Source organism: Nakamurella aerolata (assembly GCF_013002705.1).
Lineage (GTDB): Bacteria > Actinomycetota > Actinomycetes > Mycobacteriales > Nakamurellaceae > Nakamurella > Nakamurella aerolata.
Window position 1 is genome coordinate 337,072 of record NZ_JABEND010000003.1, and the last position, 22,602, is coordinate 359,673.

At 69.6% G+C, this 22,602-nt stretch carries 23 protein-coding genes and 1 pseudogene; 12 read left to right on the forward strand and 12 right to left on the reverse strand.

Features of this window, described 5'->3' with window-relative positions; all coding sequences use genetic code 11:
• The first annotated feature begins 200 nt into the window (after positions 1–200).
• Both HKD39_RS07595 and HKD39_RS07600 read left to right on the forward strand, forming a co-directional pair.
• A complete protein-coding gene (locus HKD39_RS07595) occupies positions 201–1,373 on the forward strand; it encodes a glycoside hydrolase family 183 protein (RefSeq protein WP_171199246.1) in 1,173 nt (390 codons plus the stop codon).
• 33 nt (positions 1,374–1,406) lie between these two features.
• Positions 1,407–2,210 (forward strand): 3-hydroxybutyrate dehydrogenase, encoded by an 804-nt coding sequence (locus HKD39_RS07600; protein WP_171199247.1) that lies wholly within the window; start codon positions 1,407–1,409, stop codon positions 2,208–2,210.
• A gap of 48 nt (positions 2,211–2,258) precedes the next feature.
• Here HKD39_RS07600 and purB read toward each other — a convergent pair whose 3' ends face one another.
• Positions 2,259–3,635, reverse strand: coding sequence for an adenylosuccinate lyase (gene purB / locus HKD39_RS07605; RefSeq protein WP_171199443.1), 1,377 nt, complete (start codon positions 3,633–3,635; stop codon positions 2,259–2,261).
• A gap of 279 nt (positions 3,636–3,914) precedes the next feature.
• Here purB and HKD39_RS07610 point away from each other — a divergent pair, with 279 nt between their 5' ends.
• Entirely contained in the window at positions 3,915–4,199 is a 285-nt protein-coding gene (locus tag HKD39_RS07610; protein ID WP_171199248.1) for a type II toxin-antitoxin system Phd/YefM family antitoxin, read from the forward strand.
• Positions 4,196–4,654 carry a PIN domain-containing protein gene (locus tag HKD39_RS19440; RefSeq protein ID WP_171199249.1) on the forward strand — a complete coding sequence of 153 codons (459 nt, stop codon included), beginning with the start codon at positions 4,196–4,198 and terminating at the stop codon, positions 4,652–4,654. The genes HKD39_RS07610 and HKD39_RS19440 overlap by 4 nt, the downstream gene beginning before the upstream one ends.
• 50 nt (positions 4,655–4,704) lie before the next feature.
• On the opposite strand, the gene HKD39_RS07620 is transcribed toward HKD39_RS19440, so the two are convergent.
• Complete coding sequence (locus HKD39_RS07620; RefSeq protein WP_171199250.1) at positions 4,705–5,970, reverse strand: hypothetical protein; 1,266 nt, start codon at positions 5,968–5,970, stop codon at positions 4,705–4,707.
• Between the two features lie 143 nt (positions 5,971–6,113).
• Positions 6,114–6,617 (reverse strand): annotated as a pseudogene (locus HKD39_RS07625) (SigE family RNA polymerase sigma factor); the annotation flags it as partial.
• Positions 6,618–6,811: 194 nt separating this feature from the next.
• Between HKD39_RS07625 and HKD39_RS07630 the strand changes: the two are divergent.
• Both HKD39_RS07630 and HKD39_RS07635 read left to right on the forward strand, forming a co-directional pair.
• Complete coding sequence (locus HKD39_RS07630; protein WP_212754190.1) at positions 6,812–7,738, forward strand: DMT family transporter; 927 nt, start codon at positions 6,812–6,814, stop codon at positions 7,736–7,738.
• A 278-nt stretch (positions 7,739–8,016) separates the two neighbouring features.
• A complete protein-coding gene (locus HKD39_RS07635; protein WP_171199252.1) occupies positions 8,017–9,714 on the forward strand; it encodes a molybdopterin-dependent oxidoreductase in 1,698 nt (565 codons plus the stop codon).
• A gap of 86 nt (positions 9,715–9,800) precedes the next feature.
• Here HKD39_RS07635 and HKD39_RS07640 read toward each other — a convergent pair whose 3' ends face one another.
• From HKD39_RS07640 to HKD39_RS07650, 3 genes are read right to left on the reverse strand one after another with little or no spacing between them, the layout of a single operon-like run.
• Positions 9,801–10,463, reverse strand: a complete 663-nt coding sequence (locus tag HKD39_RS07640; protein WP_171199253.1) for a PRC-barrel domain-containing protein — start codon at positions 10,461–10,463, stop codon at positions 9,801–9,803.
• Positions 10,460–11,083 carry a PRC-barrel domain-containing protein gene (locus tag HKD39_RS07645; RefSeq protein ID WP_171199254.1) on the reverse strand — a complete coding sequence of 208 codons (624 nt, stop codon included), beginning with the start codon at positions 11,081–11,083 and terminating at the stop codon, positions 10,460–10,462. Before HKD39_RS07645 ends, HKD39_RS07640 begins: the two co-directional genes overlap by 4 nt.
• The gene (locus HKD39_RS07650) at positions 11,080–11,316 is read right to left on the reverse strand and encodes a hypothetical protein (protein WP_171199008.1); all 237 of its coding nucleotides are present in this window, start codon (positions 11,314–11,316) and stop codon (positions 11,080–11,082) included. The genes HKD39_RS07645 and HKD39_RS07650 overlap by 4 nt, the downstream gene beginning before the upstream one ends.
• Before the next feature lie 188 nt (positions 11,317–11,504).
• Here HKD39_RS07650 and HKD39_RS07655 point away from each other — a divergent pair, with 188 nt between their 5' ends.
• The 5 genes from HKD39_RS07655 to HKD39_RS07675 all read left to right on the forward strand — a co-directional run bounded on the left by HKD39_RS07655 (position 11,505) and on the right by HKD39_RS07675 (position 15,067).
• Positions 11,505–11,906: a DUF3054 domain-containing protein gene (locus tag HKD39_RS07655; RefSeq protein ID WP_343074634.1), complete on the forward strand. Its 402-nt coding sequence runs from the start codon at positions 11,505–11,507 to the stop codon at positions 11,904–11,906.
• Positions 11,903–12,841 carry a metallophosphoesterase gene (locus tag HKD39_RS07660; protein WP_171199255.1) on the forward strand — a complete coding sequence of 313 codons (939 nt, stop codon included), beginning with the start codon at positions 11,903–11,905 and terminating at the stop codon, positions 12,839–12,841. Before HKD39_RS07655 ends, HKD39_RS07660 begins: the two co-directional genes overlap by 4 nt.
• A gap of 103 nt (positions 12,842–12,944) precedes the next feature.
• The gene (locus tag HKD39_RS07665; RefSeq protein ID WP_171199256.1) at positions 12,945–13,121 is read left to right on the forward strand and encodes a hypothetical protein; all 177 of its coding nucleotides are present in this window, start codon (positions 12,945–12,947) and stop codon (positions 13,119–13,121) included.
• 109 nt (positions 13,122–13,230) lie between these two features.
• A complete protein-coding gene (locus tag HKD39_RS07670; protein WP_171199257.1) occupies positions 13,231–14,001 on the forward strand; it encodes a hypothetical protein in 771 nt (256 codons plus the stop codon).
• Between the two features lie 37 nt (positions 14,002–14,038).
• Entirely contained in the window at positions 14,039–15,067 is a 1,029-nt protein-coding gene (locus HKD39_RS07675; protein WP_171199258.1) for a queuosine salvage family protein, read from the forward strand.
• Between the two features lie 308 nt (positions 15,068–15,375).
• Here HKD39_RS07675 and HKD39_RS07680 read toward each other — a convergent pair whose 3' ends face one another.
• Entirely contained in the window at positions 15,376–15,978 is a 603-nt protein-coding gene (locus tag HKD39_RS07680; RefSeq protein ID WP_171199259.1) for a LysE family transporter, read from the reverse strand.
• A gap of 70 nt (positions 15,979–16,048) precedes the next feature.
• On the opposite strand from HKD39_RS07680, the gene HKD39_RS07685 reads away from it, so the two are divergent.
• Positions 16,049–17,011 (forward strand): ArgP/LysG family DNA-binding transcriptional regulator, encoded by a 963-nt coding sequence (locus HKD39_RS07685; protein WP_171199260.1) that lies wholly within the window; start codon positions 16,049–16,051, stop codon positions 17,009–17,011.
• Positions 17,012–17,080: 69 nt separating this feature from the next.
• Here the strand turns inward: HKD39_RS07685 and HKD39_RS07690 are convergent, their stop codons facing one another.
• The 5 genes from HKD39_RS07690 to HKD39_RS07710 all read right to left on the reverse strand — a co-directional run bounded on the left by HKD39_RS07690 (position 17,081) and on the right by HKD39_RS07710 (position 22,554).
• Positions 17,081–18,481, reverse strand: a complete 1,401-nt coding sequence (locus HKD39_RS07690) for an MFS transporter (protein ID WP_171199261.1) — start codon at positions 18,479–18,481, stop codon at positions 17,081–17,083.
• A gap of 363 nt (positions 18,482–18,844) precedes the next feature.
• Positions 18,845–19,045 carry a hypothetical protein gene (locus tag HKD39_RS07695; RefSeq protein ID WP_171199009.1) on the reverse strand — a complete coding sequence of 67 codons (201 nt, stop codon included), beginning with the start codon at positions 19,043–19,045 and terminating at the stop codon, positions 18,845–18,847.
• Between the two features lie 209 nt (positions 19,046–19,254).
• Positions 19,255–20,487, reverse strand: coding sequence for a glycosyltransferase (locus tag HKD39_RS07700; protein ID WP_171199262.1), 1,233 nt, complete (start codon positions 20,485–20,487; stop codon positions 19,255–19,257).
• 160 nt (positions 20,488–20,647) lie between these two features.
• On the reverse strand, positions 20,648–21,595 hold the full coding sequence (locus HKD39_RS07705) for a carbohydrate ABC transporter permease (RefSeq protein ID WP_171199263.1): 948 nt from the start codon (positions 21,593–21,595) through the stop codon (positions 20,648–20,650).
• The gene (locus tag HKD39_RS07710) at positions 21,592–22,554 is read right to left on the reverse strand and encodes a carbohydrate ABC transporter permease (protein ID WP_171199264.1); all 963 of its coding nucleotides are present in this window, start codon (positions 22,552–22,554) and stop codon (positions 21,592–21,594) included. Before HKD39_RS07710 ends, HKD39_RS07705 begins: the two co-directional genes overlap by 4 nt.
• Between the last annotated feature and the right edge of the window lie 48 nt (positions 22,555–22,602).

The following is a 22,602-nucleotide window of genomic DNA, read 5'->3' on the forward strand; positions in this document are numbered from 1 at the left end:
GTGCCAGCGCTAGGAACCGCTCAGCTGCCGCCGGCGGCGGCTCATCGCAGTGGCCGCAATCCGCCCGGCACGCCGCTGGGTACTTCCGGCCGACCGCGGCCCGTGGTAGGAACAGAACCGAGCCCGGAATCGATTTCTCACATCAGCAGCGCCGGCGCTGCGGCCGGTGTTGCTACTGCCATCGACGTCAGGAGCCCGTCATGACTGCCCACCCGACCAACCCCCAGCCGATCGACCCCACCGCCGTTCGGCACGGCGCTGCTCAGCAGGACGCCGGTCAGCAGCACCCCGGCGGCCTGAGCCGCCGAGGCCTGCTCCGCGGCACCGCGATCGGGGCCGGCGGCCTCGCGGCGGCTGCGCTCGGTGCCGGCCCGCTGGCCGGCACCGCCAGCGCCGCACCCGTCGTCAGCAAGATCAAGAACCTGGCCGGCACCCAAAGCCCGGTCCAGTTCGGCGTCGGCGCCACCGACCTCGGCATCCCGGCGCGCTGCCCCAACGGCAGGGTGCTGTACCTGTTCGGCGACACCTGGGCCGATCGGCTCGGCGGCAGCAACTGGCGCTCACCCGTCGGCCTGTTCTCCTCCACCAGCAACGTTGCCGCCGGCATCAGCTTCGACGGCGCGGTGGGCGCCAACGCCGGCAACGGCAATGTGGCACAACAACTCTGGTACTACCCGCACGATTCGTACTACGCCACGGTGATCCCCTCCGACGTGATCACCGTCGGCAACACCATGTACCTGCAGGCCATCGTCAACGGCCCGACGTTCGGGCAGGTGCGCTGGACCGAGATCTGGCAGTCCACCGACTCCGGGGCCAGTTGGACCCACACCGGCGTCAAGTTCCCCGGCGACAAGGACGGCGGCGGCTTCCAGCTGATCACCTGGGGCCTGGGCAACGACGGCTACGTCTACCTGTACAGCACCGGGTTCCAGCGCGACAAGGGACTGCGGCTGTACCGGGTACCCAGCAACGCCATCGCCGACGCCAACGCCTACCAGCCATGGGGTTTCAACGGCTCGTGGGCCTGGGGCAACCCGTCCACCGAGGTGCTCGGCGGCAAGTTCGGCGAGATGTGCCTGCGACCGATCGGCGGCAAGTGGGTGCTCACCTGGTTCAACGCCGGCGACTACCGCATCGACGCCATGGTGCTGAACACCCCGACGGACAACCTGTACACGGCGCCGAAGACGACGCTCATCTACGGCGGCGCCTGGGGCGCGGAAGACGCCACCCACGTTGCCCAGCTGTACGGCGGTTACATCGTGCCCGGCTCGACGCTGTCCGATCTGCATCTGATCGTCAGCCAATGGAACACCAGCACCAACGACGTCTACCACGCCATGCAGTTCCGGGTGCGCGGGCTGGCCTGAGCCGCAGCGCCGCAACGGATCTAGGCTGGGTCGATGAGCGCATCCCAGCCCACCGACACCTCGTCAGCAGCGGGCCGCACCGCGCTGGTCACCGGCGCGGCCAGCGGTATCGGGGCTGCCGTGGTGCGCCGGTTCGCCAGGGACGGGATGACGGTGGTCGCGGTCGACCGGGACGCGGGCGGGCTCACCGCACTGCGCACCGACCTGGCCGGCGAGTCGCAGGCGCTGGCCGACCTGGTCGAGCCGGTCGCCGTCGACCTGACGGACCTGGCCGCGGTCGACGCCCTGGCCGCGAGTCAGCCGGCCGACGTGCTGGTCAACAACGCGGGCATCCAACATGTCGCGCCGATCCAGGAGTTCCCGCCGGACACCTTCGACCTGATCATCGCGCTGATGCTGACCAGCCCGTTCCGGCTGATCCGCGGGGCGTTGCCGCACATGTACGCCCGCGGCTGGGGCCGGGTGATCAACATCTCCAGCGTGCACGGGGTGCGGGCCAGCGAGTTCAAGTCCGCCTACGTCGCGGCCAAGCACGGGATGGAAGGGCTCAGCAAGGTGACCGCGCTCGAGGGCGGCCCGCACGGCGTCACCAGCAACTGCGTCAACCCGGCCTACGTGCGAACTCCGTTGGTGGAGAAGCAGATCGCCGCGCAGGCCACCCGGCACGGCATCGCCGAGAGCGAGGTGATCGAGCAGATCATGCTGGCTCCGGTGGCGGTGAAACGGCTGGTGGAGCCGGACGAGGTCGCCGAGTTGGTGGCCTTCCTGGCATCCGACCATGCGGCTTCCGTCACCGGCAGCTCATACCTGATGGACGGCGGGTGGTCCGCGCACTGACGTCGGCGCCCCGGCACCGGGCGCGAGAGTTCAGCGGCGGTCAGCAGCTCAGAGAATGTCACCGGGGCGGTAGGCCGCCGCGTCCCGGTGCTCGGCGGTGATCGCGCCGATCCGGCCCGTCACCGCCGCTATCTGGTCGCCGGCAAAGCCGGTGAACGACAACGGGTCCGCCAGCAGCGCCGCCAACTGCGCGCGGTCCAGCGGGATGCGCTCGTCGGCGGCCAACCGGTCCATCAGGTCGTTGTCGGTGCGGCCCTGCTCGCGCATCTCAAGGGCGACCGCAACGGCATGTTCCTTGATCGCCTCGTGGGCGGTCTCCCGGCCAACGCCGGCCCGCACGGCGGCGATCAGCACCTTGGTGCTGGCCAGGAACGGCAGGTAACGCAACAGTTCTCGCTCGATGACGGCCGGGTAGGCGCCGAAATCGTCCAGAACCGTCAGGAAGGTCTCCAGCAGCCCGTCGATGGTGTAGCAGGCGTCCGGCAGCGCCACCCTGCGCACAACGGAACAGAAGACGTCGCCCTCGTTCCACTGCGCACCGGCCAGCTCGCCGACCATCGAGGCGTAGCCGCGCAGCACCACCGCCATGCCGCAGACCCGCTCACAGGAACGGGCATTCATCTTGTGCGGCATGGCCGATGAGCCCACCTGGCCGGGTCGGAAACCCTCGGTGGCCAGTTCGGCACCGGCCATCAGCCGGATGGTGGTGGCCAGCGAAGCCGGGCCGGCCGCCAGCTGCACCAGGGTGGACACCGCGTCGTAGTCGAGCGAGCGCGGGTACACCTGGCCGACCGAGTCGAGCACCCGATCGACGCCGGAGACCTCCTGCACCACAGCCGCTTCCAGCCCACGGACCGCATCCGCCGAACCCAGCAGATCGAGCATGTCCTGCCCGGTACCGACCGGGCCCTTGATGCCGCGCATCGGGTACCGGTCGAGCAGACCCTGCAACCGTTCGAACGCGATCAGCACCTCGTCGGAGGCCGAGGCGAACCGCTTGCCCAGCGTGGTGGCCTGCGCCGGCACGTTGTGACTGCGGCCGGCCATCACCAATCCGGCATACTCCGCGGCGCGAGTGCCCAGCCGGGCCAGCAGCGCAATGGTCTTGTCCCGCACCAGGTTCAGCGCGGCCAGCAGCTGCGCCTGCTCGACGTTCTCGGTGAGGTCACGGCTGGTCATCCCGCGGTGGATGAGCTGATGGCCGGCGAGTGCGTTGAACTCCTCGATGCGGGCCTTGACGTCGTGCTTGGTGACGCGTTCCCGCGCCGCGATCGACGCCAGATCGACGTCATCGATCACCCGCTGGTACGCGGCCACGGCGGCGGGATCGGTGTCCACCCCGGCGGCGGCCTGGGCCCGCAACACCGCCAGCCACAGCCGGCGCTCTGCCACGATCTTGTTCTCGGCCGACCAGATCTGCTTCATGGCCGGCGAGGCGTAGCGGGCGGCCAGCACGTTCACCGCGTCGGCGGGCGGGCGGTTCACATCGGCAGCCGGGGCGGAGGGAGGCGTCGCGGAGTCGGTCACGACTGTCCATTCTCCCACCAGCGGCACACCAGCGGTCCCGGCCGGCGCTGCCCTTGGGGACGACCCGTCCGCCGTGACCGTCGGGCCGGGCGTTCCTTGTCATCACCCCGGCCTTGACCACGCCGTACCGTTCCGTACAGCCCTGTACGCAACAGTACACAAAGGTACAATCAGGGGATGGAGACGATCAGCGCGAGCACCGCTCGGCAGACCCTCCCGGCGCAACTCGACCGGGTACAGGCCGGAGCGGAGGTGGCGATCACCCGGCACGGGCGAGTGGTTGCCGTGCTGGTGCATCCCCAGACCCTGGCCAGGCGCCGGGCTCCGGAGGCGTACGACAGCGCCGACGCGATCGGCGCCCGGCTGGCAGCGGCCAGCGCCGAGCCGCTGAAGCCACCCGCGCTGAGCAGTGCTCGCGCCGATGATCTGGTCAGGAGCGTGCGCAACGGACGTACCCGGTGACGACGCCCCTCACCGCTTTCGACGCCGATGTGCTGATCTACGCCGCCACCGCGGGACACCCGCTCGGGGAGCGCGTCAGCGCCCTGTTTTCCGATACCGCACCGGCGAAAGCTCCCGGTTCCGACACCGGCGCTGCGGCCGGGCCGGTTGGTGTCGGTTCGGTGCTGCTGCTGCCCGAGGTGCTGACCAAGCCGCTGCGCGCCGACGCCGACTCAGCCGAGACCGCGGCCCTGATCAGCCTGCTCAGCCGGCTGGAGCTGCTCCCGTTGACCGAACCCACCGCCCGGCTGGCGCTGGCGCTGGGCAGCCGGTACGGCCTGCGCCCCGCCGACGCGGCTCACCTTGCCACCGCTGTCGCCGCCGGCGCCGACCGCTTTCTCACCAACAACCGCAAGGACTTTCCGCAGCAGGCCATCACCGAGATCAGTGTGGTTCATCCCGACCAGCTGCCCTGATCTCAACCCGCCGAACGTCGACCCACCTGATGTCAACCCACCCGCCGAGCTCAACCCACTTGATCGCCGACCGACTCGGCGAAGGCCAGCAGTTGATCGCTGCTGAGCCCCAAAGACGGCGGGGCCGAGACGATCACCTGCGAGGTGCGGGTGTTCACCCAGGCCCTGAGCTCGCCGCCGGCGCCGGCCGGTGCGGTGTAACGGTTCTCGCCGGCCGGGCGGCAGCCCTGCGGCGTGCAGTCCGGGTGGCCGCTGAGCACCTCAACCACCACGGCGGCTCTGGAGCCGTCGGCGGCGGGCAGCACGGCACCGCCCACCTGGCCGGGTTGGCACGGGGCCGTCAGCGGGCGCGATCCGGACACCACACCTTTGCCGAACGCGGTGTCGGCGGCGCCGTCGACGCTGGTCGGCAGCGCGCGCCAGGAACACATCTCGGTCGCGGCCGCGGCAGCACCGGCACTGCCGGCGGCACCGCTGCCGGCCGCACCTTGGGCTCCTGAGGACGGGGCGCCGGCCGACGCCTGTGCCAGCGTTTCCCGCTGCGGCGCCGCGCCGAGACCGGGGGGTGTGGCCGAGGCGGTCGCCGCCTCGGTGGGGGCCGGGGCGGCAGCGACGCCGCTGTCGCCGGCAGCGTCGGCCTGACCACCCGCCGCGGCACTGGCCGCTCCCGCACCGCCGGACTGCGCCTTCTCGGCGTCCGCCGCGCCGCCCGCCACCTCGGTCTGGGAGGTGGTGGTGGCCATCGCGCCGTTCATCGAGCCCGCCGAGGTGTCGCTGCCGGTGGGCGCAGCGGTGCGGATCATGGTGCCGACCACGACGGCAAGCAGCACTACGCCGGCCGCGGCCATCCCCCACTGCCCGACCCGGTGCCAGCGTCGCCGCCGCACCTGGTCGGCGCCCGACGCGGCCACGGTGGCACCGCCATGACCCGGTTCGGCCCACGCGGTGCGAGCCCCCGGTCCTTCGCCGCGTCCGCCGGTGCCCTGCGCGGTCGGCCCTCCGGAACCGCCGTGGCGGCGGGACGCCAACTCGTCGACGGGCGTCTGGCTCTCAGCCTGTGCTTCGGCGCGGGCATCGGCGGAGCTGTCGGCTCTGGCCTGCGTCCGCACCGAGGCGAGCAGCGCGTCGAGGGTCGGTGGCGGCGGCACCCCGTCAGCGGCGTCCTCGTCGGCGCGATCGGCGGCGGCGACCGACGCCAACGCCTGCCGCAGCCACAGTTGTTCGTCCTGGGAGATGTCCTGGACGTCCGGCTCGTCGCGCCGTTGGGTGGGCTGGTCCATCGCCCCGCGCCCGTCGCGCGGATCCTGCTGGTTCATCGGTCACCTCCTTGTCGGTGCTCGGGGCCACGGTTCGGTAGGCCACGGTTCGGTAAGCCACTGTGCTGCGGGCCGTTGGTTTGTGAGTGCTCGGTTTCGCCGGCAACGCCGGCCAGGCCGGACGGATCGGCGCCCAACTCGGTCAGCGCCGCCCGCAACGCTGCCAGGCCGCGGGCGGTCTGCGACTTGACGTTGCCCTCCGATCGCTGCAGTGCGGCGGCGGTACCCGCGACGTCCAAACCCTCGTAGAACCGGAGTACCAGCACCGCCCGCTGACCCGGCGGTACCTGCGCCAATGCCTGCTGCATCACCTGCCGATCGACGACCTGCCCCGCCGGATCGGCGCCGGCGGACGCCGCCGGGACCTGCCCGGCCGATGGTTCCGGTAGTTCTTCGGCGCTGCTCTCCCGACGCCAGGGACGGCGGCTCTCGTCGATGACGGACCGGGCCATGGTCGACCGCATGAAGGCGTCGAGCGCGTTCTTGTCCCTGACCGAGTCCCACGCCTTGTACAGCTTGACCAGCGCGATCTGCACCAGATCGTCGGCGGCGTGCCAATCGCGGCAGAGCAGATACGCGGTACGGCGAAGCTGGTCGCGGCGCGCGGCAACGTAGGCGGCGAACTGCTGTTCGTCCTGCGGGCCCACGCTCGCATCCTTCCGGTCATGACGGGTAGACGGAAGATAGCCTGCCCGAGGTTGCGTGTCGGCATGCAGGGTTTGACCGAGCACACCAACACCCGAGCGCACCAACACCCGAGCACACCGACACCAGAACGCACCGACAGCGGCACACACCAACAAGCACCGCCAGAGCGAGCGTGAAAGAGAGGCGGTGCGTCGTGGCGAGAACCCCCACACCCCGCGAGCGCCCGACGGTGCAGGTGCTGGCGCCGCTGGCACTGCTCGCCGTCGCCGCCATGTGGGGGTCGAGCTTCCCGCTCACCAAGGTGGTGCTGGACGAGGTTCCCACACCGGACCTTCTGGTGGTGCGATTTGCGCTCGCCACGCTGGTGACGGCGGCGCTGCTGCACCGCAGCGTCCGGGCGCTTCCGGCGCCGGCGCTGCGCCGTGGCGTCGCGCTCGGCCTGCTGTACGGGGTGGCCCAGCTGACCCAGACGTGGGGCGTGGAAACCACTCCGGCCTCGGTCAGCGGGTTCATCACCGGGTTGTACGTGGTGCTCACCCCGCTGTGCGCCGCGGTGTTGCTGCGCACCCGGATCGACGCCAGGGTGTGGCTGGCCACCGGGCTGGCCACCGTCGGGTTGGCGTTCCTGGCGCTGGGCGACGGGCTGCGGCTGGGCGGCGGGGAGTCGCTGACGCTGCTGTCGGCGCTGATCTATGCGCTGCACATCGTGGCGCTGTCGGCCTGGTCCCGGCCGCAGCATGCGCTCGGGCTGTCGGTGGTGCAGCTGGGCATGACGGCGCTGGTGTCGCTACCGGTGGCGCTGCCAGGTGGCATTGCGGTGCCGCATTCCACCGGCGCCTGGCTGGCGCTGGTGTACATGGCGTTGGCGTCCGGAGCGCTGGCCATGGTGGTGCAGTCGTGGGCGCAGGCCTATCTGGCGCCGAGCCGGGCGGCGATCATCATGTCGTCCGAGCCGTTGTGGGCCACCGTGTTTGCGGTCAGCTTCTTCGACGAACCACTGACCGGCCGGATCGTGGCCGGCGGCGCCGCGATGCTGGTGGCGATGCTGATGGTGGAGCTGCGGCCGCGCGGCCGCGCGCCCGACCCGCGTCCGGAGGACACGCCGCTGGGCCGGGACTGACCCCACCGGAACTGAACCCACCGGAACTCAACCCACCGGAACTCAAACCACCGGGGCGCCGCACAGCCCCATCCCCGCGCCGGCCGGCTCCGAACCAGCAAGATGCCCGCGAAAACTCCGGTCTCCGCCGGCCGATGTCGTCAATCCGGGTCGCGTAGGGGTTTCACCCCGCAAAAGCGGCCCGAAACCGCGACTGGACCCGGATTGACGACATGACCGACCCGCAACCCACCCGGAATCACGAGCGCGCGCTGACATCCCAGCGCTCACAATGGGGTATGGCCACTGTGACTGCGGACCGGCAGGGTCCGCCCGCCGCGCCACCCGCGCGGCGCCGGCTGACCGCGGCCGCTGTCGGCGTCGCCGCCGTTGTACTCGCCATCGGCATCGCTGAGTTGATCGCAGCGCTGGGCAACTGGTTCGGCTGGTTCGAGCCGGAGGCGTCGCCGCTGCGCTCGCTCGGGCAGGCGTTCATCGACGTCACGCCGGGCTGGCTGGCGAACTGGGCCAAGGAAACCCTCGGCACCGCCGACAAGCTGGCGCTCGGCGCCGGCATGGCCCTCACCCTGGTGCTGGCCGGTGCGCTGGTGGGGGTGCTGACCAGGGTGCACCGGTTGGCGGGCCTCGCCGCGGTGCTGGTGCTGGCCGTGGTTGCCGGTTGGGCGATCCTGTCAAGGCCGGGGATCGGCGCCGGCGAGCTGCTTCCGCTCGTCCTCGGGGTGCTGGCCGGCGCGTGGCTGCTGCGGTTCGTGCCGCCCCGCTCGGCCGATGCGCCCGCAGCTCCGTTGGACGAGCGTGCCCCTGATCCTGTTGCCGTCGGCACCCCCGACGGCGCTGGCGAACCTGGCGGCGCCGGTGCCCCCGTCGGCGCTGACACCTCCGTCGGCGCTGTCGCGGATGTCGGTCTGCCTACCCGCAGGGAGGCGCTGCGGGCCGCCGGCGTCGGCACCGTGGCCGGCGCGGCGGCGGGCGGCCTTTCCCGACTGATCCCCTCGACGGCCGCGGCCAAACAGTCGCGAGCGGCTGTCCAGTTGCCGGCGAAGGTGCAGACGCAGAACGAAAGTGCCGTCAGGACTTTCGACGACATTCCCGGAATCAGCTCGTACGTCACCCCGAACGCGGATTTCTATCGCATCGACACCGCCTTCACCCTGCCGCAGCTGACCACCGCCGACTGGAAGCTGCGTATTCACGGCATGGTGGAGAACGAGATCGTCATCGACTATCCGGCGCTGCTGGCGCGTCCGCAGCAGGAGCGGATGGTGACGCTGACCTGCGTGTCGAACCCGCGCGGCGGTGACCTGATCGGCAACGCCAGGTGGCAGGGCGCCAGGATCGACGAGCTGCTGGGGCAAGCAAAACCGTTGCAGGGGGCCGATTGTGTGCTGTCCGCCGACGCCACCGGTTTCACCTGCTCCACCCCGTTGGAGGCGCTGACCGACGGCCGGGACGCACTGCTTGCGGTCGGCATGAACGGCGCCCCACTGCCGGTGGAGCACGGCTTCCCGGTGCGGATGGTGGTGCCGGGGCTGTACGGCTTCGTCTCGGCTACCAAGTGGGTCGTCGACTGGGAGGTGACCCGGTTCGACAAGGTCGAGGCCTACTGGACGCGCAACGGCTGGTCGGCGCGCGGGCCCATCAAACTCTCGTCCCGGATGGACATTCCCACCGGCGACCAGCCGGTGTCGGCCGGGCAGGTCAGGGTGGGCGGAGTTGCCTGGGCGCAGCACACCGGCATCGCCAGGGTGCAGGTACAGATCGACGACGGGCCGTGGCGGGACGCCGAGGTGTCCCGCCCGGTGTCCGTCGACACCTGGGTGCAGTGGGTATACAACTGGGACGCCGCACCCGGCCACTACACGCTGCGGTGCCGGGCCATCGACCGCAAGGGCGCCGCGCAGATCGGCGAGGACTCCAGCACCGTCCCCGACGGTGCCACCGGCTATCACCAGCTCGGCATCACCGTCACCGCCTGACGCCGCGCGGCGGGTGACCGCGACGGGCAGTCACCCGGCGACCAGCCGGTACTGGCTGCCGGCCGACTACGGCTGCTGCCGGCCGGCTACGGCTGCTGCGGGTCGGCGGGCCGCGGCATCACCGTTGATTCGGCCTTCGGATCCTGGCCCGACTGCTGAACCTGTTGCGGCGCAACCGATGCACCGCCGGCCGGGTCCTGCTGCGACTCCCGCCCAGGTGAGCCGGCAGCGCCAACGGTCTCGGCGTGCTGCGGGGAGCGCACCATCACCGCGTAGTCGCCGGAACCCAGCAACGCGTCACCGGGGATGCGCTGACCGTCGTCCAGCAGCAGCCACAGCACAACGCCGGAACCGGTGTCGAACTCGAGGTCTTTGCAGGTGCCCTGCTGGGTGCCGTCGGTGGCGAGCACCCGCTTGCCCAGCAGCGCCCGCTTCTTCTCGGCGAGCTCCTTCAAAGCCGGGTCGGGCTCGACGATCTGCCCGATGCCGGGAACGGTGACGGCGTCCTCGCCGAACCCGGTGATGTCGTTCCAGTGCACGAAGTGCCCCGAGTGGCGGGTCTTGTCGAGCTCGAGCGCGACCACCCGCTGCCCCACCGGATCGATCACCACATGCTTGACCCGGCCCAGGGTTTCGGCGGTTTGGGTGCTGACGACGTTGCGGCCCACCGCGTCCGAGACCCGGACGCCCGGCGCGGGCTGGTTCAGTTCGCCGCTGCCGCTGCCGGCAGGTCCGATCGCTTCACTCACGAAGAGCTCCCCTTACGCAGCTCGATCACCGCGCGCTGCAGCGATTCGAGGTTGTCGGATTGGAAGTTGGTGACGGCGGCCGGCACCATCACATGCTCGCCGGAGGCGGAAAGGGTGTCCGGCAACGGGATCAGCACCTTGCCGGAGGTGCCCGGCTGCTCCACCTCGTAGCCGATCACGTCAGCCTGGCCGCTGCCGAAGGCGCCGATCTCGACGACGACGTCGCTCACCTTGCCAAGCGCGGTGCCGGCGTCGGTCATCACGGTGGAGCCGATCACGTTGCCGCTCACCGTCGCCGGGGCGTCCGCCGACGTCCCGGCGGTCTGCTGGGCGGCGCGCTCGGCGGCGCTGTTCTCCAGCTCGGCCAGGTACACCTTGCGGTCGACCAGGTCGTCCTCGGCGCGAATCACCGCGGCGTCGGGGCCGATGCCGACCACCTGCCGCCACGGCAGCACCGTGTGTTTGGGACCGGAGAAGAAGCCGCGTCCGGCCAAGGTGAAGCCGGCGATCTCACCGCCACCGTCGGAGAAGATCAGGTCACGCAGCTGGGCGACGGCGTCACCGGCGAAAGTGACCACCGGCAACCCGGCCATGCTGGATGTCCGCATCAACTGACTCATCGCGGATCACCCTGACCTCGACCACCCGAACGCTTGGGCTGCACCACCAGTGCGCCGCCGCGGCGGCGCTGAGCCTGGATGTAGCCGACAACGCCCGCGATGATCAACAGCACAACCACCACGATGATCACCCATACCCACCATTCCATGGATTCAGGATAGGACAGCCCGGCGCAGGTCAGCCTGTCGAGCCGGACGACGATCACCCGGCGCCCGCGGCGGCGGCCAGGCACCGTCCGATACGCACCGTTCTCGGGCAGTTCCGGGACAGTTTCGGGTCAGTTCCGGGACGGTTCCGGGACCGTTCCCGGCATTTCCGCTGCGGTACGGTCCCGGCTCAATGAGCTGTCTGCGCCGCGGAACAACGTTTGCTGTGCCGACGGCACAATGAGGTTTGCTGTGCCGACGGCACAATGAAGCGGTGACCGACTCTCGCTCGTCATGGTGGCGCAGTCCGGCCCGGATCCCGGTGGCGGGCGCCGCCGTGCTTGACGCAGTGTTGATCGTCGTCTTCGCCGCGGTGGGTCGGGCCTCGCACGGCGAGAGCAATCCGGTGCTGGACGCGTTGGGCACCGCATGGCCGTTCTTGACCGGCGCGGCCGCCGGTTGGGTACTGGTGTTGCTGCTGCGCCGGGTCGCGCCACTGTCGGTCGCGACCGGCTGGCCGGTCTGGCTGCTGACGGTCGCTGTCGGAATGGTGCTGCGGGCCGCCACCGGGCGTGGGGTGGCGGTGTCGTTCGTGATCGTGGCGACGGTGGTGCTTGCGCTGTTCCTGCTGGGTTGGCGGCTGCTGGCCGGTTGGCTGGCTACGCTGCGGCGATGAGCACCCCGCCGGCCGAGCAGCGACCGGTCCGGATCCTGCAGCTGTCCGACACTCACCTGCTGGGCGGCGGCCGCTGGCATCGCGACCAGGTCGACACCACCGCCGCCCTGGAACGGGTGCTGTCGCACGCCGCGTCACTGGCCCACGTTGACGCCATTGTCGCTACCGGCGATCTGTCCGACGACGGCTCCGTCGAGTCGTACCGAACGCTGCGTCGGATGCTGGAAGCCGTTGCTGCGCAATGGGACTGCCCGGTACTTGCGACCACCGGCAATCATGACGACCGCCCGGTCTTCGAGACCGTGTTCGGCCCGGCCGACGGGGTGACCGACATTCGCGGACTGCGCATCGTCCGGCTCAGCACCACGGTGGCTGGACGTGGCTACGGGGCGCTGAGCGGCGCACAGCTGGACTCTCTCGCGGAGCAACTGCGTGAGCCGAGCCGACGCGGGTCGATGCTGGCGTTGCACCACCCGCCGGTGCCGGCGCGCACCGCGCTGCTGGCGGCGCTGGAACTCCTTGAGCCACAGTCACTCTGGGACCGGGTCACCGGGACCGACCTGCACACCGTCGTGGCCGGGCACTTTCACCACGCCCTGGTGACGACGGTGGGTCAGGTCACGGTGGCGGTGGCGCCCGCCGTCGCCAACAGCACCGACGTCACCGCACCGAGTGACCGGGAACGCGCCGTGCGCGGCAGCGGCTACGCGGTGATCGACATTGCGGCGAACGGCATCGCCACGGTGCTCCCGGTGCGGGTCCCCGCTCCGGACGACGGTGTCGAGCTGTTCGATCTCTCCCCCGCCGAGGTGGCCCGCTTGGCCGACGAGTACGGCCTGCTTGGTGCTCAGGCCGCGCTTGGTGCGCAGGCCGGGCCCGGTGCGCAGGCCGAGCTTGGTGCGCAGGCCGGGCCGGCGGCCGGGCCCTCGCAGTGACCCGGCGCCAGAGAACTTGATCGGATTCTGATCGGATCAGTGGTAACGGATGGCGACCCGATGGCCGCTCGCACGGTGACCGGGCGCGACCCGGGTGCATCGGATGGCGATGCTGGTGGTTGATCGGATTGTGATGTTCATGGTGATGAGCATCGCATCGACGGCGCTGTTCCAGCAGCGAACGGCGGGTGTTGCCCAGGGACGGGAACCTGTGGTGGCGGTGAGCCGTTACGGTGGCGGTAGGCGGCGCCGATGCCGCTGCATCCTCAAGCGTTCTTGAGTGCTCGTTCTCGAGCGGCTTCTTGGGCGGCGCGGTGTCTCACCCGCGGGATGCCACCGACAACGCACTCAGCGCTTGTCGTCACGTCAGTTGATTCCCCGGAGGTTTCATGCGTCGCCGACTGCTGTCCGCCCTTGCTCTGCCTGCCGCCGTGCTGCTGCTGGCCGGTTGCGGTAACGACTCGGGCTCGGGTGAGAGCCAGAGCAGTTCGTCCACCAGTACCGGAGCGCCGACGCTGGAGAGCCAACCGGGCAAGAGCGTTGACACGCCGCCGGTCTCGCCGTCGAGTTCGGCAGCGGAGTCGAGCGCGCCGGTGGGCTCCTCCGATGCCGCAGAGTCCGGAGCGGCATCATCCGGAGCGGCCGGGGCATCGTCCGGAGCGGCCGGGGCATCGTCCGCGCCGGAGTCGGCGGCCAGCAGCGCCGCAGGTGCGGCCGGCAGTGCGGCGGGGAGTTCGGCCGGCTCATCGGCTGCCGAGGGATCCGCCGGGGCGGCGGCCGGTGCTGCTGGTGCTGCTCCCAGCGGCGCCGTCATCAAGGCCGGCGCCACCAAGAACTACCCGGACACCGTCGGCGAGTGGCGCAAGGGCTCCGGAAGCGGTACCGGCGTCACCTACCTTTCCGGCAGCAGCTACGTGACCGTCGGGTTCCTGTCCGGATCCGATTACGACGGCATGGCAAGCAATGTCACCAAGGAGCAGACCCCGGCCGGTACCGGAGTCTGCGGCACCACCAACTCCGAAGACAATCTGGTGTGCTACCTCAAGGCCGAGGACGGCGTGCTGAGCCTGTCCGGCACCCGCGGCGGTAGCGACGGCACCACCGTTCCTGGCATGGTCGAGTTTGCCAACGAGCTCACCCAGCAGCTCGGCACCAGCTGACCTTTCTCGACGACACTGAGATCGGAACGGAGGACGGATGCAGCTGCCGACCTCACTCACCGATCGGGTCCGCTCGGACTGCGCCGCCGTCGCGGCGCAGTCCGAGCTGGTCACCATTGACGGCGAACGTCTACCGGCATATCTCGCCGAACTTCGCCGCACCCCACCGGATCCGCAGTACGACGCGGCTCATCACTATCGCGCCGCTGCCGCAGCGCCCGACGGTGCTGAGCACACCGCCGGGTACGTATTGGCGCTGGATGCGATCAACTTCGGGTCAGGCTATTTCCCCTCGCTGCACAAACTCCCCGGCGCCAGCGGATACCACACGGTGGCCGCCCTGCTCACCCAGCAGTTCGATGAGAGTCCTTGGCGGGCAGCAGATCTCGCCGGACTGACCGTCGTTCAGGTCACCAACACCTTCGGTCAACGCGACAATCCGGAAGCCTCCGAGCTGATGGAGCTGTTCACCGCGGCGCTGAATGAGCTGGGCGACTGGCTGCTACGCGAGCACGACGGCAGTGCGCTGCGGGCCGTCGACGCGGCCGGCGGCAGCGCAGAAACGCTGGCGCAGCAGCTGTTCCAGCTTCCGACGTGGGCCGACGTCAGTGAATACCGCGGCCGCCAGGTGCACCTGGCCAAGCGCGCGCAACTGACGGCTGTCGACCTGGCGTTGGCCTTCGACGGCGCCGGGCCGGGTTCGTTCTACGACCTGCACCGGCTCACCATGTTCGCCGACAATCTGGTGCCGCACGTGCTGCGCACCGACGGTCTGCTGCGCTACCACCCCGAGCTGGCCGAGCAGATCAACGCCGGCCGCCCGATACCCGCGGGATCGGCCGCCGAGGTGGAGATCCGCGCGGTGGCGGTGCACGCGGTCGAGTTGCTCGCCGCCGGCTGGCGCTCTTCCGACGACCCAGCTTCCGACGACCCAGCTTCCGATAGCGCAGCCGACGAGCAACGGCCGGTCAGCGCCGCGGATCTGGACTACCTGCTGTGGAACCGCGGCCAGCAACCCCGCTATCGAGCGCTGCCCCGGCATCGCACCCGCACCACCAACTACTGAAGCTCCTTCTCTGCGCGAGATTCCGGCGCGACATTCTGGCGCGAGATTCCGGCGCGAGATCTGAGCACGAAGGCTGTCGGCCACGCATCACAGCGCCACCGTCACCGCGCCGCGCCACCGCGCCGACGTCACCGGCGCCGCCGGCACCAGCCGCGCCGGCACCAGCGCCGTCATCCTCGATCACAAAGGTTTCGGTACATCACAACCGGTTCAGCCTGCTGGAACGGTTGTGACGTGCGAAATGGGTTGTGATGGCGAAGCGGGTTCGGCCCAGGCGAGACGAGTTCACCCGAGCGGCCGGGTGCTCGTCACCGGCGGAGCAGCAACATGGCAGCCACGGCGAACATGGTGAGCGCGACCAGCACGTCGACCACTCGCCAGGTGGCCGGGCGCTTCAGCAGCCCAGACATCGACCTGGCACCGAAACCCAGCCCGGTGAACCAGCCGATGCTCGCCGCGGCGGCGCCGAGCCCGAACCACCAGCGTCCCGCGCCGCCGTACTGGTTCGAGATGCTGCCGAGAAACACCACCGTGTCCAGGTAGACGTGCGGGTTCAGGAAGGTCAGCGCCAACGCGGTGGCGAGCACCGGGCCGCGCCCGCCGGCAACATCGGCCTGCAACGCCTGCGACCCCGGCCGCAGCGCCGATCGCAGCGATCTCACCCCGAACCACACCAGGTAACCGGCGCCGGCCCAGCGCAGCACGTTCAGCAGTTGCGGGTGCGCCGCCACCACGGCCCCGACGCCAGCGACCCCAGCGGCGATCAACAGCACGTCCGCCAGCGCGCAGACCAGCACCACCACCCCGACGTGCTGGCGCAGCAGCCCCTGCCGCAGCACGTACGCGTTCTGGGCGCCGATCGCCACGATCAACGACAGCCCGGTCAGCAGGCCGGCCACCGCACTCGTCACGCTGCCGACGCTACGACCGGCGGCTCCATCAGTACAGCGAATGTTTTTCACTGACCATTAGCATTGCTTCATGTCCCCCGAGCAGCTGGCCGCGCTCCTCGCCGTCGTCGACAACGGCAGTTTCGACCGTGCCGCCGCGGCCCTGCAGCTCACCCCGTCAGCGATCAGCCAACGCATCAAGGCACTGGAATCCGGATTGGGCCGGATCGTGGTGCGCCGCAGCAACCCGGCAACGGCGACGCCGGACGGCGAGGTGCTGGTGCGGTTGGCCAGGCAACAGCAACTGCTCACCGCCGACGCCGCCGCCGAATTGCGGCTCGACGGGCAGCTCACCCGGCTGGACGTCGCCCTCAACGCCGACTCCCTCGCCACCTGGTTCCCCGCTGTCTTCGCCGCGGCCGCCGAGTGGCCGGGCACCGTGCTGCAACTGCACCTCGAGGACGAAGGTCACTCCAGCGAGCTGCTGCGGCGGGGCACCGTGCTCGGCGCCGTCACCGCCGATCCGGTTGCGGTGCAAGGCTGTTCGATCGAGCCGCTCGGCGTGATGCGATACCGGCCGATGGCGACCGCCGAGCTGCGCGATGCCCACCGCGGCCCCCGCAGCGGCCTGAATTGGGTCACCATGCCGATGGTGCGGTTCAACGACAAGGACGAACTTCAGCATCGGTTGCTGGATCGGCAGCACCGCGGCCATCCCTCCAGGACGGATCCACCCGGACCAGAACCATCCAGACCCGAATCACCCAGGTCAAAACCACAAACACCAGAACGACCAACACCAGAACCGCCAAGACCCGCTGTGGTGCACCAGGTTCCGTCGTCCCAGGCGTTTCTGGCGGCGGTCCGCGCCGGGCTCGGATGGGGAATGATCCCGCAGCTGCAGTCGGCGCTCGCGCCCGAACTGGTGCCGCTCGGCCGCGGCCATCTCGATGTGCCGCTGTACTGGCAGCGTTGGCGGTTGGCATCGCCTGCGCTGCAACGTCTCTCGCGCACCATCACAGCGTTGGCCGGCAGCGCGCTGCGGTCCGGCTGAATCGTCCAACGACGGTCAGCACGCCGGCCGGCGGTCAAGGCGCAGGTCAACGGTCGCGCCGGTCGCCGGTCAGGACGCCAGCCGCCGCGCGGTGACCAGTAGGCCGGCGAGCCCGCACAACGCCGACACCGCCAGTGACAACGCGAATGCCAGCCCACTGTTGGCCGTACTCAGCGCGCCGAACACCGCAGCGCCGACGGCCAGTACCACCGCGATCGACAGTTGCTCGTTGGTCTGCAGCGCCGACGAAATCCGGCCGTGCTGTGCGGTGGGCGTCATTCCCAGCAGCAACACCGTCAGCTGCGAATAGCCCAGACCGATGCCACCACCACCGAGCACCCAGCCGATGAACACCAACCACGGCGGCATGCCCTGCGGGATCGACAGCACACACACCACGATGCCGACGGTGATCATCAGCAGGCCGAGCCGGATCAGCCGCCTTCTGGTGTCGTCGTCGGTGGCCTTCGCGCCCAGCCACGCGGCAGCCGACCACGACAACGCACCAGCGGTCAGCGTCAACCCGGCTGCGGTCGGCGACCAGCCGTGCTGCTGCGTCAACAGCAACGGGAGAAAGACGTCGGTGCCCATGAAGGCCGCCGCCAGCAGTCCTCTGGTCAGAATCACCGCGCCCGGGCCCGGCCGCAGCCGGTAGGTCCCGGCCGGCACCAGCCGCGGTGCGGTCACCATCAGCAATCCAACGGCCGCCAGCACCAGCAGCGCCGCGGCTGGTCCTGGGCTGTGCGCCGCCAGCGACAGCATGGCGGCTCCGGCCGCGGCCCCGACGGCGGCCAGCACCGCGCGGGCCGCGCCGGCGTCCGCGGCCGGTTCTCGTTTTCCGGACGTCACCTCCTGGTCACCGCCCGCCGCGAGCCCGCGCACCGCCGGCAGCATCAGTAGCAGTGCCGGCACCGCGAGCACAGCGCCGGCGCCGAACACCCAGCGCCAGCTCAGGTGCGTCACCGCGAAGCCGGCGAGCGGCGGGCCGAACAGGGCGGGGGCCACCCACGCCATCGAGTCCCAGGCAAAAACCTTGGGCCGCAACTGCTCCGGAAATGCCAGCGAAATGATGACGTACAGCACCACAACGTTCAGGCCGGCGCCGAGGCTCATCACGGTGCGTCCGGCGATCACCACCGGCATGGTCGGCGCCAGCATCGCCACCAGCAGCCCGGCGACGAACAGCGCAACGCCGGCCACCAGCACCGGCCGCGGGCCACGCCGATCTGCCCAGAAACCCGCGAGCACCATGCCGATCACCGAGGTGGCCAACGGGATGGCGAACGCCACCGGGTACAGCGACAGGTTGCCGAGTTCCCTCGCCACCGTCGGCATCGCGGTGGTGACCCCGATGGCCTCGAACGCCGACACCGTCACCATGAGCAGCAACCCTGCGACGGTGCGGCGCTGGCCTGGAGTCAACCGCGGCGGCGCGGTCTTGGCCGCTGCAGGGACTGGGGTGGCCGTCATGGATGCACCGTAAGAGCTCAAGCAGACTTCAGCTCAAGCCGGCTTCAACTCAATCCGGCCGGGCAGCAAAGAGCCCCGGAATCGCCTCCCCCGACAGAGGCGATCTCCGGGGCCTTCACCTGTACAGACGCGAACGGGGGGCGCGACGTTGCGTCACGCCGGCAAAAAACTTTCGGCGAGTTGCGCTCGGCCGGCGCTCAGTACCGCCCCGCGCCGGCACTGAGTGCCGGCACTCGGTGCGCCCGGCGTCGGCGCTCGGTACGCCTCGCGTCGGCGCCTACCGGCCCACGTTGGCAGGCAGCTGCCGCATCAGCAGGGTGGCCCGGCGGCAGGTGGCCAAGCGGCAGCTGCCGCGATGCACGGTCAGCGGATCTTGCTGTAGTCGGCGCCGGAGTCCACCGGGCGCTTGTTCTTGCCGAGCACCGAAGAGACCAGCCAGATACCGCCGGCCACCAGCGCCACCCAGAACACCGCGCTCGCCAAGAACTTGAACACCCAGACGAACAGGCCAAGGGCCACCCAGGCCACCAGGATGATGCCCGCGATCTTGAGGAACTTGTCCATCGTCGTCGTCCGATCCGGTTCGGGCGGGCCGTCTGCTCGATCCGCCGGTACTCACCACGATGCCAACCCCGACCGGCTCGCGGTATCCGGTACTCCCCTGATCTTGCGGACTCAGGGTTGCCCCGAACCCGCTCGCGGACGAAGCGGCGCGTTGGGCAGATGCGGTGGTGAAACCGGAGCGGTAGCGAACCGGAGCGGTGGCGAAGGCGTCAGCGTCCGGAGCGGGCGGACTCGACCGGATCGGAGACTCGTCCGGCAACCGGATGCTCGCCGGCCAGCGGTTCGACTCCGGCCCTGGCCGCCGCTTCACCGTCGACTGCCGCACCGCCGTCGACTGCCGCACCGCCGGCAACTCCGCCGACCCGGCCGGACGCATGCCCGTTGACGGTGGACCCGGCCGCGCCGGCGCGCTGCACGGGAACGGCCATCGGCCTGCGGTGCAGGGTGCCGATCGGAAGCTGAGCGGCCAGCGCCTGCTCCTCGTTCAACGGCACATACTCATCACGGCCGAAGCGCATCTTCTTGGTGTGTTCCAGGGTGTCCTCGATGAGCATCCGGTTGGTGCGGATCAGGTCGGCGGTGATCCCCAGCACCAACATCAGGAAGGCGAGAACGAAGAACACCGAACCAACGGTGATCGACTGCACCAGCGGCCGGTCGTCGCCGATGATCCGGTAGATGCCGAAACGGATGAACAGAATGGCGCCGATCAGCGCGAAGAGCCCGCCGAACACCGAGAAGATCGCGTACGGCTTGTACATGATGTACGAGCGGATGATGGCACCCGCCGACTTCATCATGTGTTCGCGCATCGACTTGAACAGCCGGGATTCGCGGGTCTTCGGGTTGGTGCGAATCGGGATGGACGCGATCTTCAGCTTCTTGTTGCCGGCCTGGATGATCGTTTCCATGCAGTAGCTGAATCGGGTGATGGTGTTCAGCAGCATCAGCGAGTCGCGGGAATAGGCGCGGAACCCGGACGCAGCGTCCGGCAGGGTGGTACCGGCGGCCTTGTTGACCACCCAGCTGCCGAAGGCCTGCATCCGCTTCTTGAAGCCGGAGAAGTGCTCGATCTCGGCGGTCTGCCGGTCGCCGATGGTGATTTCGGCGCGGCCCTCGAGAATTGGCCGGACCAGCTCGCCGATCATCTCTTGCGGGTATTGGTTGTCGCCGTCGGTGTTGACCACAATGTCGGCGCCCAGCTCCAGTGCCTTCTGCACGCCGTCGTGGAAGCTGCGGCCGAGGCCGCGGTTGCGGGCGTGCCGGACGAAGTGGGTGACGCCGTATTCGCGCGCCACCTCGACGGTGCGGTCGGTGGAACCGTCGTCGATCACCAGGACGATGATCTCGTCGATGCCGTCGATCTGCTTCGGAATGGTGCTCAGCACCATCGGAAGCGTTTCTTCCTCGTTCAGGCAGGGAATCTGCACGACCAGGCGCACGGACGGGACCTCTCGTTGGGGGCACGAACTGCTGCCGCGGCAACTCGCTCGGCAGGGCGCTGCCCAGGGAGCGGGCGGCCAGCAACCAGAATACGCCCAGTTCGGCGCGGCCCCTGGTAGCTGACGAGCGGGCGGTCGCGGCGCGGGCCCGCCGGGCGGCTCACTTGATGCCGGTACTGGCCACGCCCTCGACGATGCGTCGTTGGAACAGCACGAACACCACGAACAGCGGCAGCGCACCGAGCACAGCGGTGGCCATCACCTGCGCATACTGGATGCCGTACCCGCCGACCACCGTCGCCATGCCGACCGGGATCGTCATCTGATTCACGTCGGACAGCACCAGCAGCGGCCACAGGAAGTTGTTCCAGCTGGTGACGAAGGTGAAGATGGCGACGGCCGAAACGGCCGGGCGGCACAGCGGCAGGCAGATCCGCCAGTACACCGCGAACCAGGAGGCACCGTCGATCCTCGCCGCCTCCACCAGCGCCCTTGGCAGGCCGGCGAAGAAGGCCTCGAAGATGAACACCGCGACCGGCGCGGCCACCGCTGGTAGCACCATCGCCCAGTACGTGTTGAGCAGGCCCATGGCCTGGATCTCCTGGTACAGCGGCAGCACCAGAATCTGCCCGGGGATCAGCAGCCCGGCCAGGATCAGCCCGAACACCGCTCCCCTGCCCCTGAACCTGGTCTGCGCCAGCGCGAACCCGATCATCGAGCACACCAGCAGGGTGAGCACCACGGTCAGCGCGGCGATGATGAAGCTGTTCAGGTACCAGGTGAGGATCGGGGTGTTCTGCACCACCTTGGCATAGGCGTCGAAGTTGAAGTGGTTGCTCCACCAGCTGGTGGGGTTCGACGCGATCTCACCCTCTGGCTTGAGCGAGGTGATCACCGCGAACACCAGTGGCACCAGCCAGATCAACGCGAACAACAGCAGCACGACGGTGGCCAGCACCCGGAACGCTTTCGACCTGGCGTTGTAGTCGATCGGGTTCATCCCGGATTCCCGGCGGAGTCGACGTGGGGTGCGAGCCGGCGCTTCCGGGCCGGCAGCGAGTTGGTCGTCGGCGCCGACGACGGGGCTGGTGGACAGTGCGGCGCTCATCCGCCTGCTCCCTTCCTGGCCGGGCGGCGCAACAGGTACCAGATCACCGAGATCACCAGCACCGCGAAGAAATAGACCATGGTGGCGGCGGCGGCGAATCCGGCCCTGGCGTCGGAGAATCCGCTGTCGTAGATGAACTCCATCACCGGCCGGGTGGAGGTGCCGGGGCCGCCGCCCGTCATCAGGTACATCTGGTTGAACACCTGCAGGCTGGCCAGGATCTGCAGCATCACCACCAGCACGATGGTCGGCCGCAGCAGCGGCAGCACCACCGACCACAGCGTCCGGCCCGGCTTGGCTCCGTCAACGGCGGCGGCCTCGTAGACATCCCGCGGTACCTCTTGCAAACCGGCGAGGAACACCACGAAGTTGAATCCGATGGTCCACCAGACGGTGAGCACCGCCACCGAGATGAACGCCCAGCTGGTCTCGCCGAGCAGGTTCGGCGGCTCCAGTCCGAGGACCGTGAAAATCGTTGGTATCAAACCGATCTCGCCGGCGTACAGGAAGGTGAAGATCAGCGTCACCGACGTCACCGGCAGCACGTAGGGCGCGAAGAAGATGAACCTGGCGAGCCCGCGGCCGTGCCGCAGCCGGTCGGCGAGGATGGCGAAGACGAACGCCAGGATCACCAGCGGCGGCGTGGTCAGCACGGTGAACCACAGGGTGTGCCCCATCGAGTTCCAGAACTCGCTGCTGGCAAACACTTCTCGGTAGTTCGCCCAGCCGGCCGCCGAGCCGAGACCTGGCCGCAGAGTGGTGGCGTTGGAGAAGCTCATCACCACGCCGTAGATCGCCGGCCCTACCAGAAAAGCCAGGTACAGCACCAGGAACGGGGCGCTGAACCACCAGCCGGCGCGGCGCTCGTCGGCGCCCGACTTGGTACTGGTCTCGCCGATGGTCGCACTGCGGGGAGAACCCGAAGCCGACCCGTCGTCGATGATGGTTGCTGTTGCCATCGCAGAGCGGACCTTTCTTCCAGACCCGGATCGAGGGGTGCAACGTGC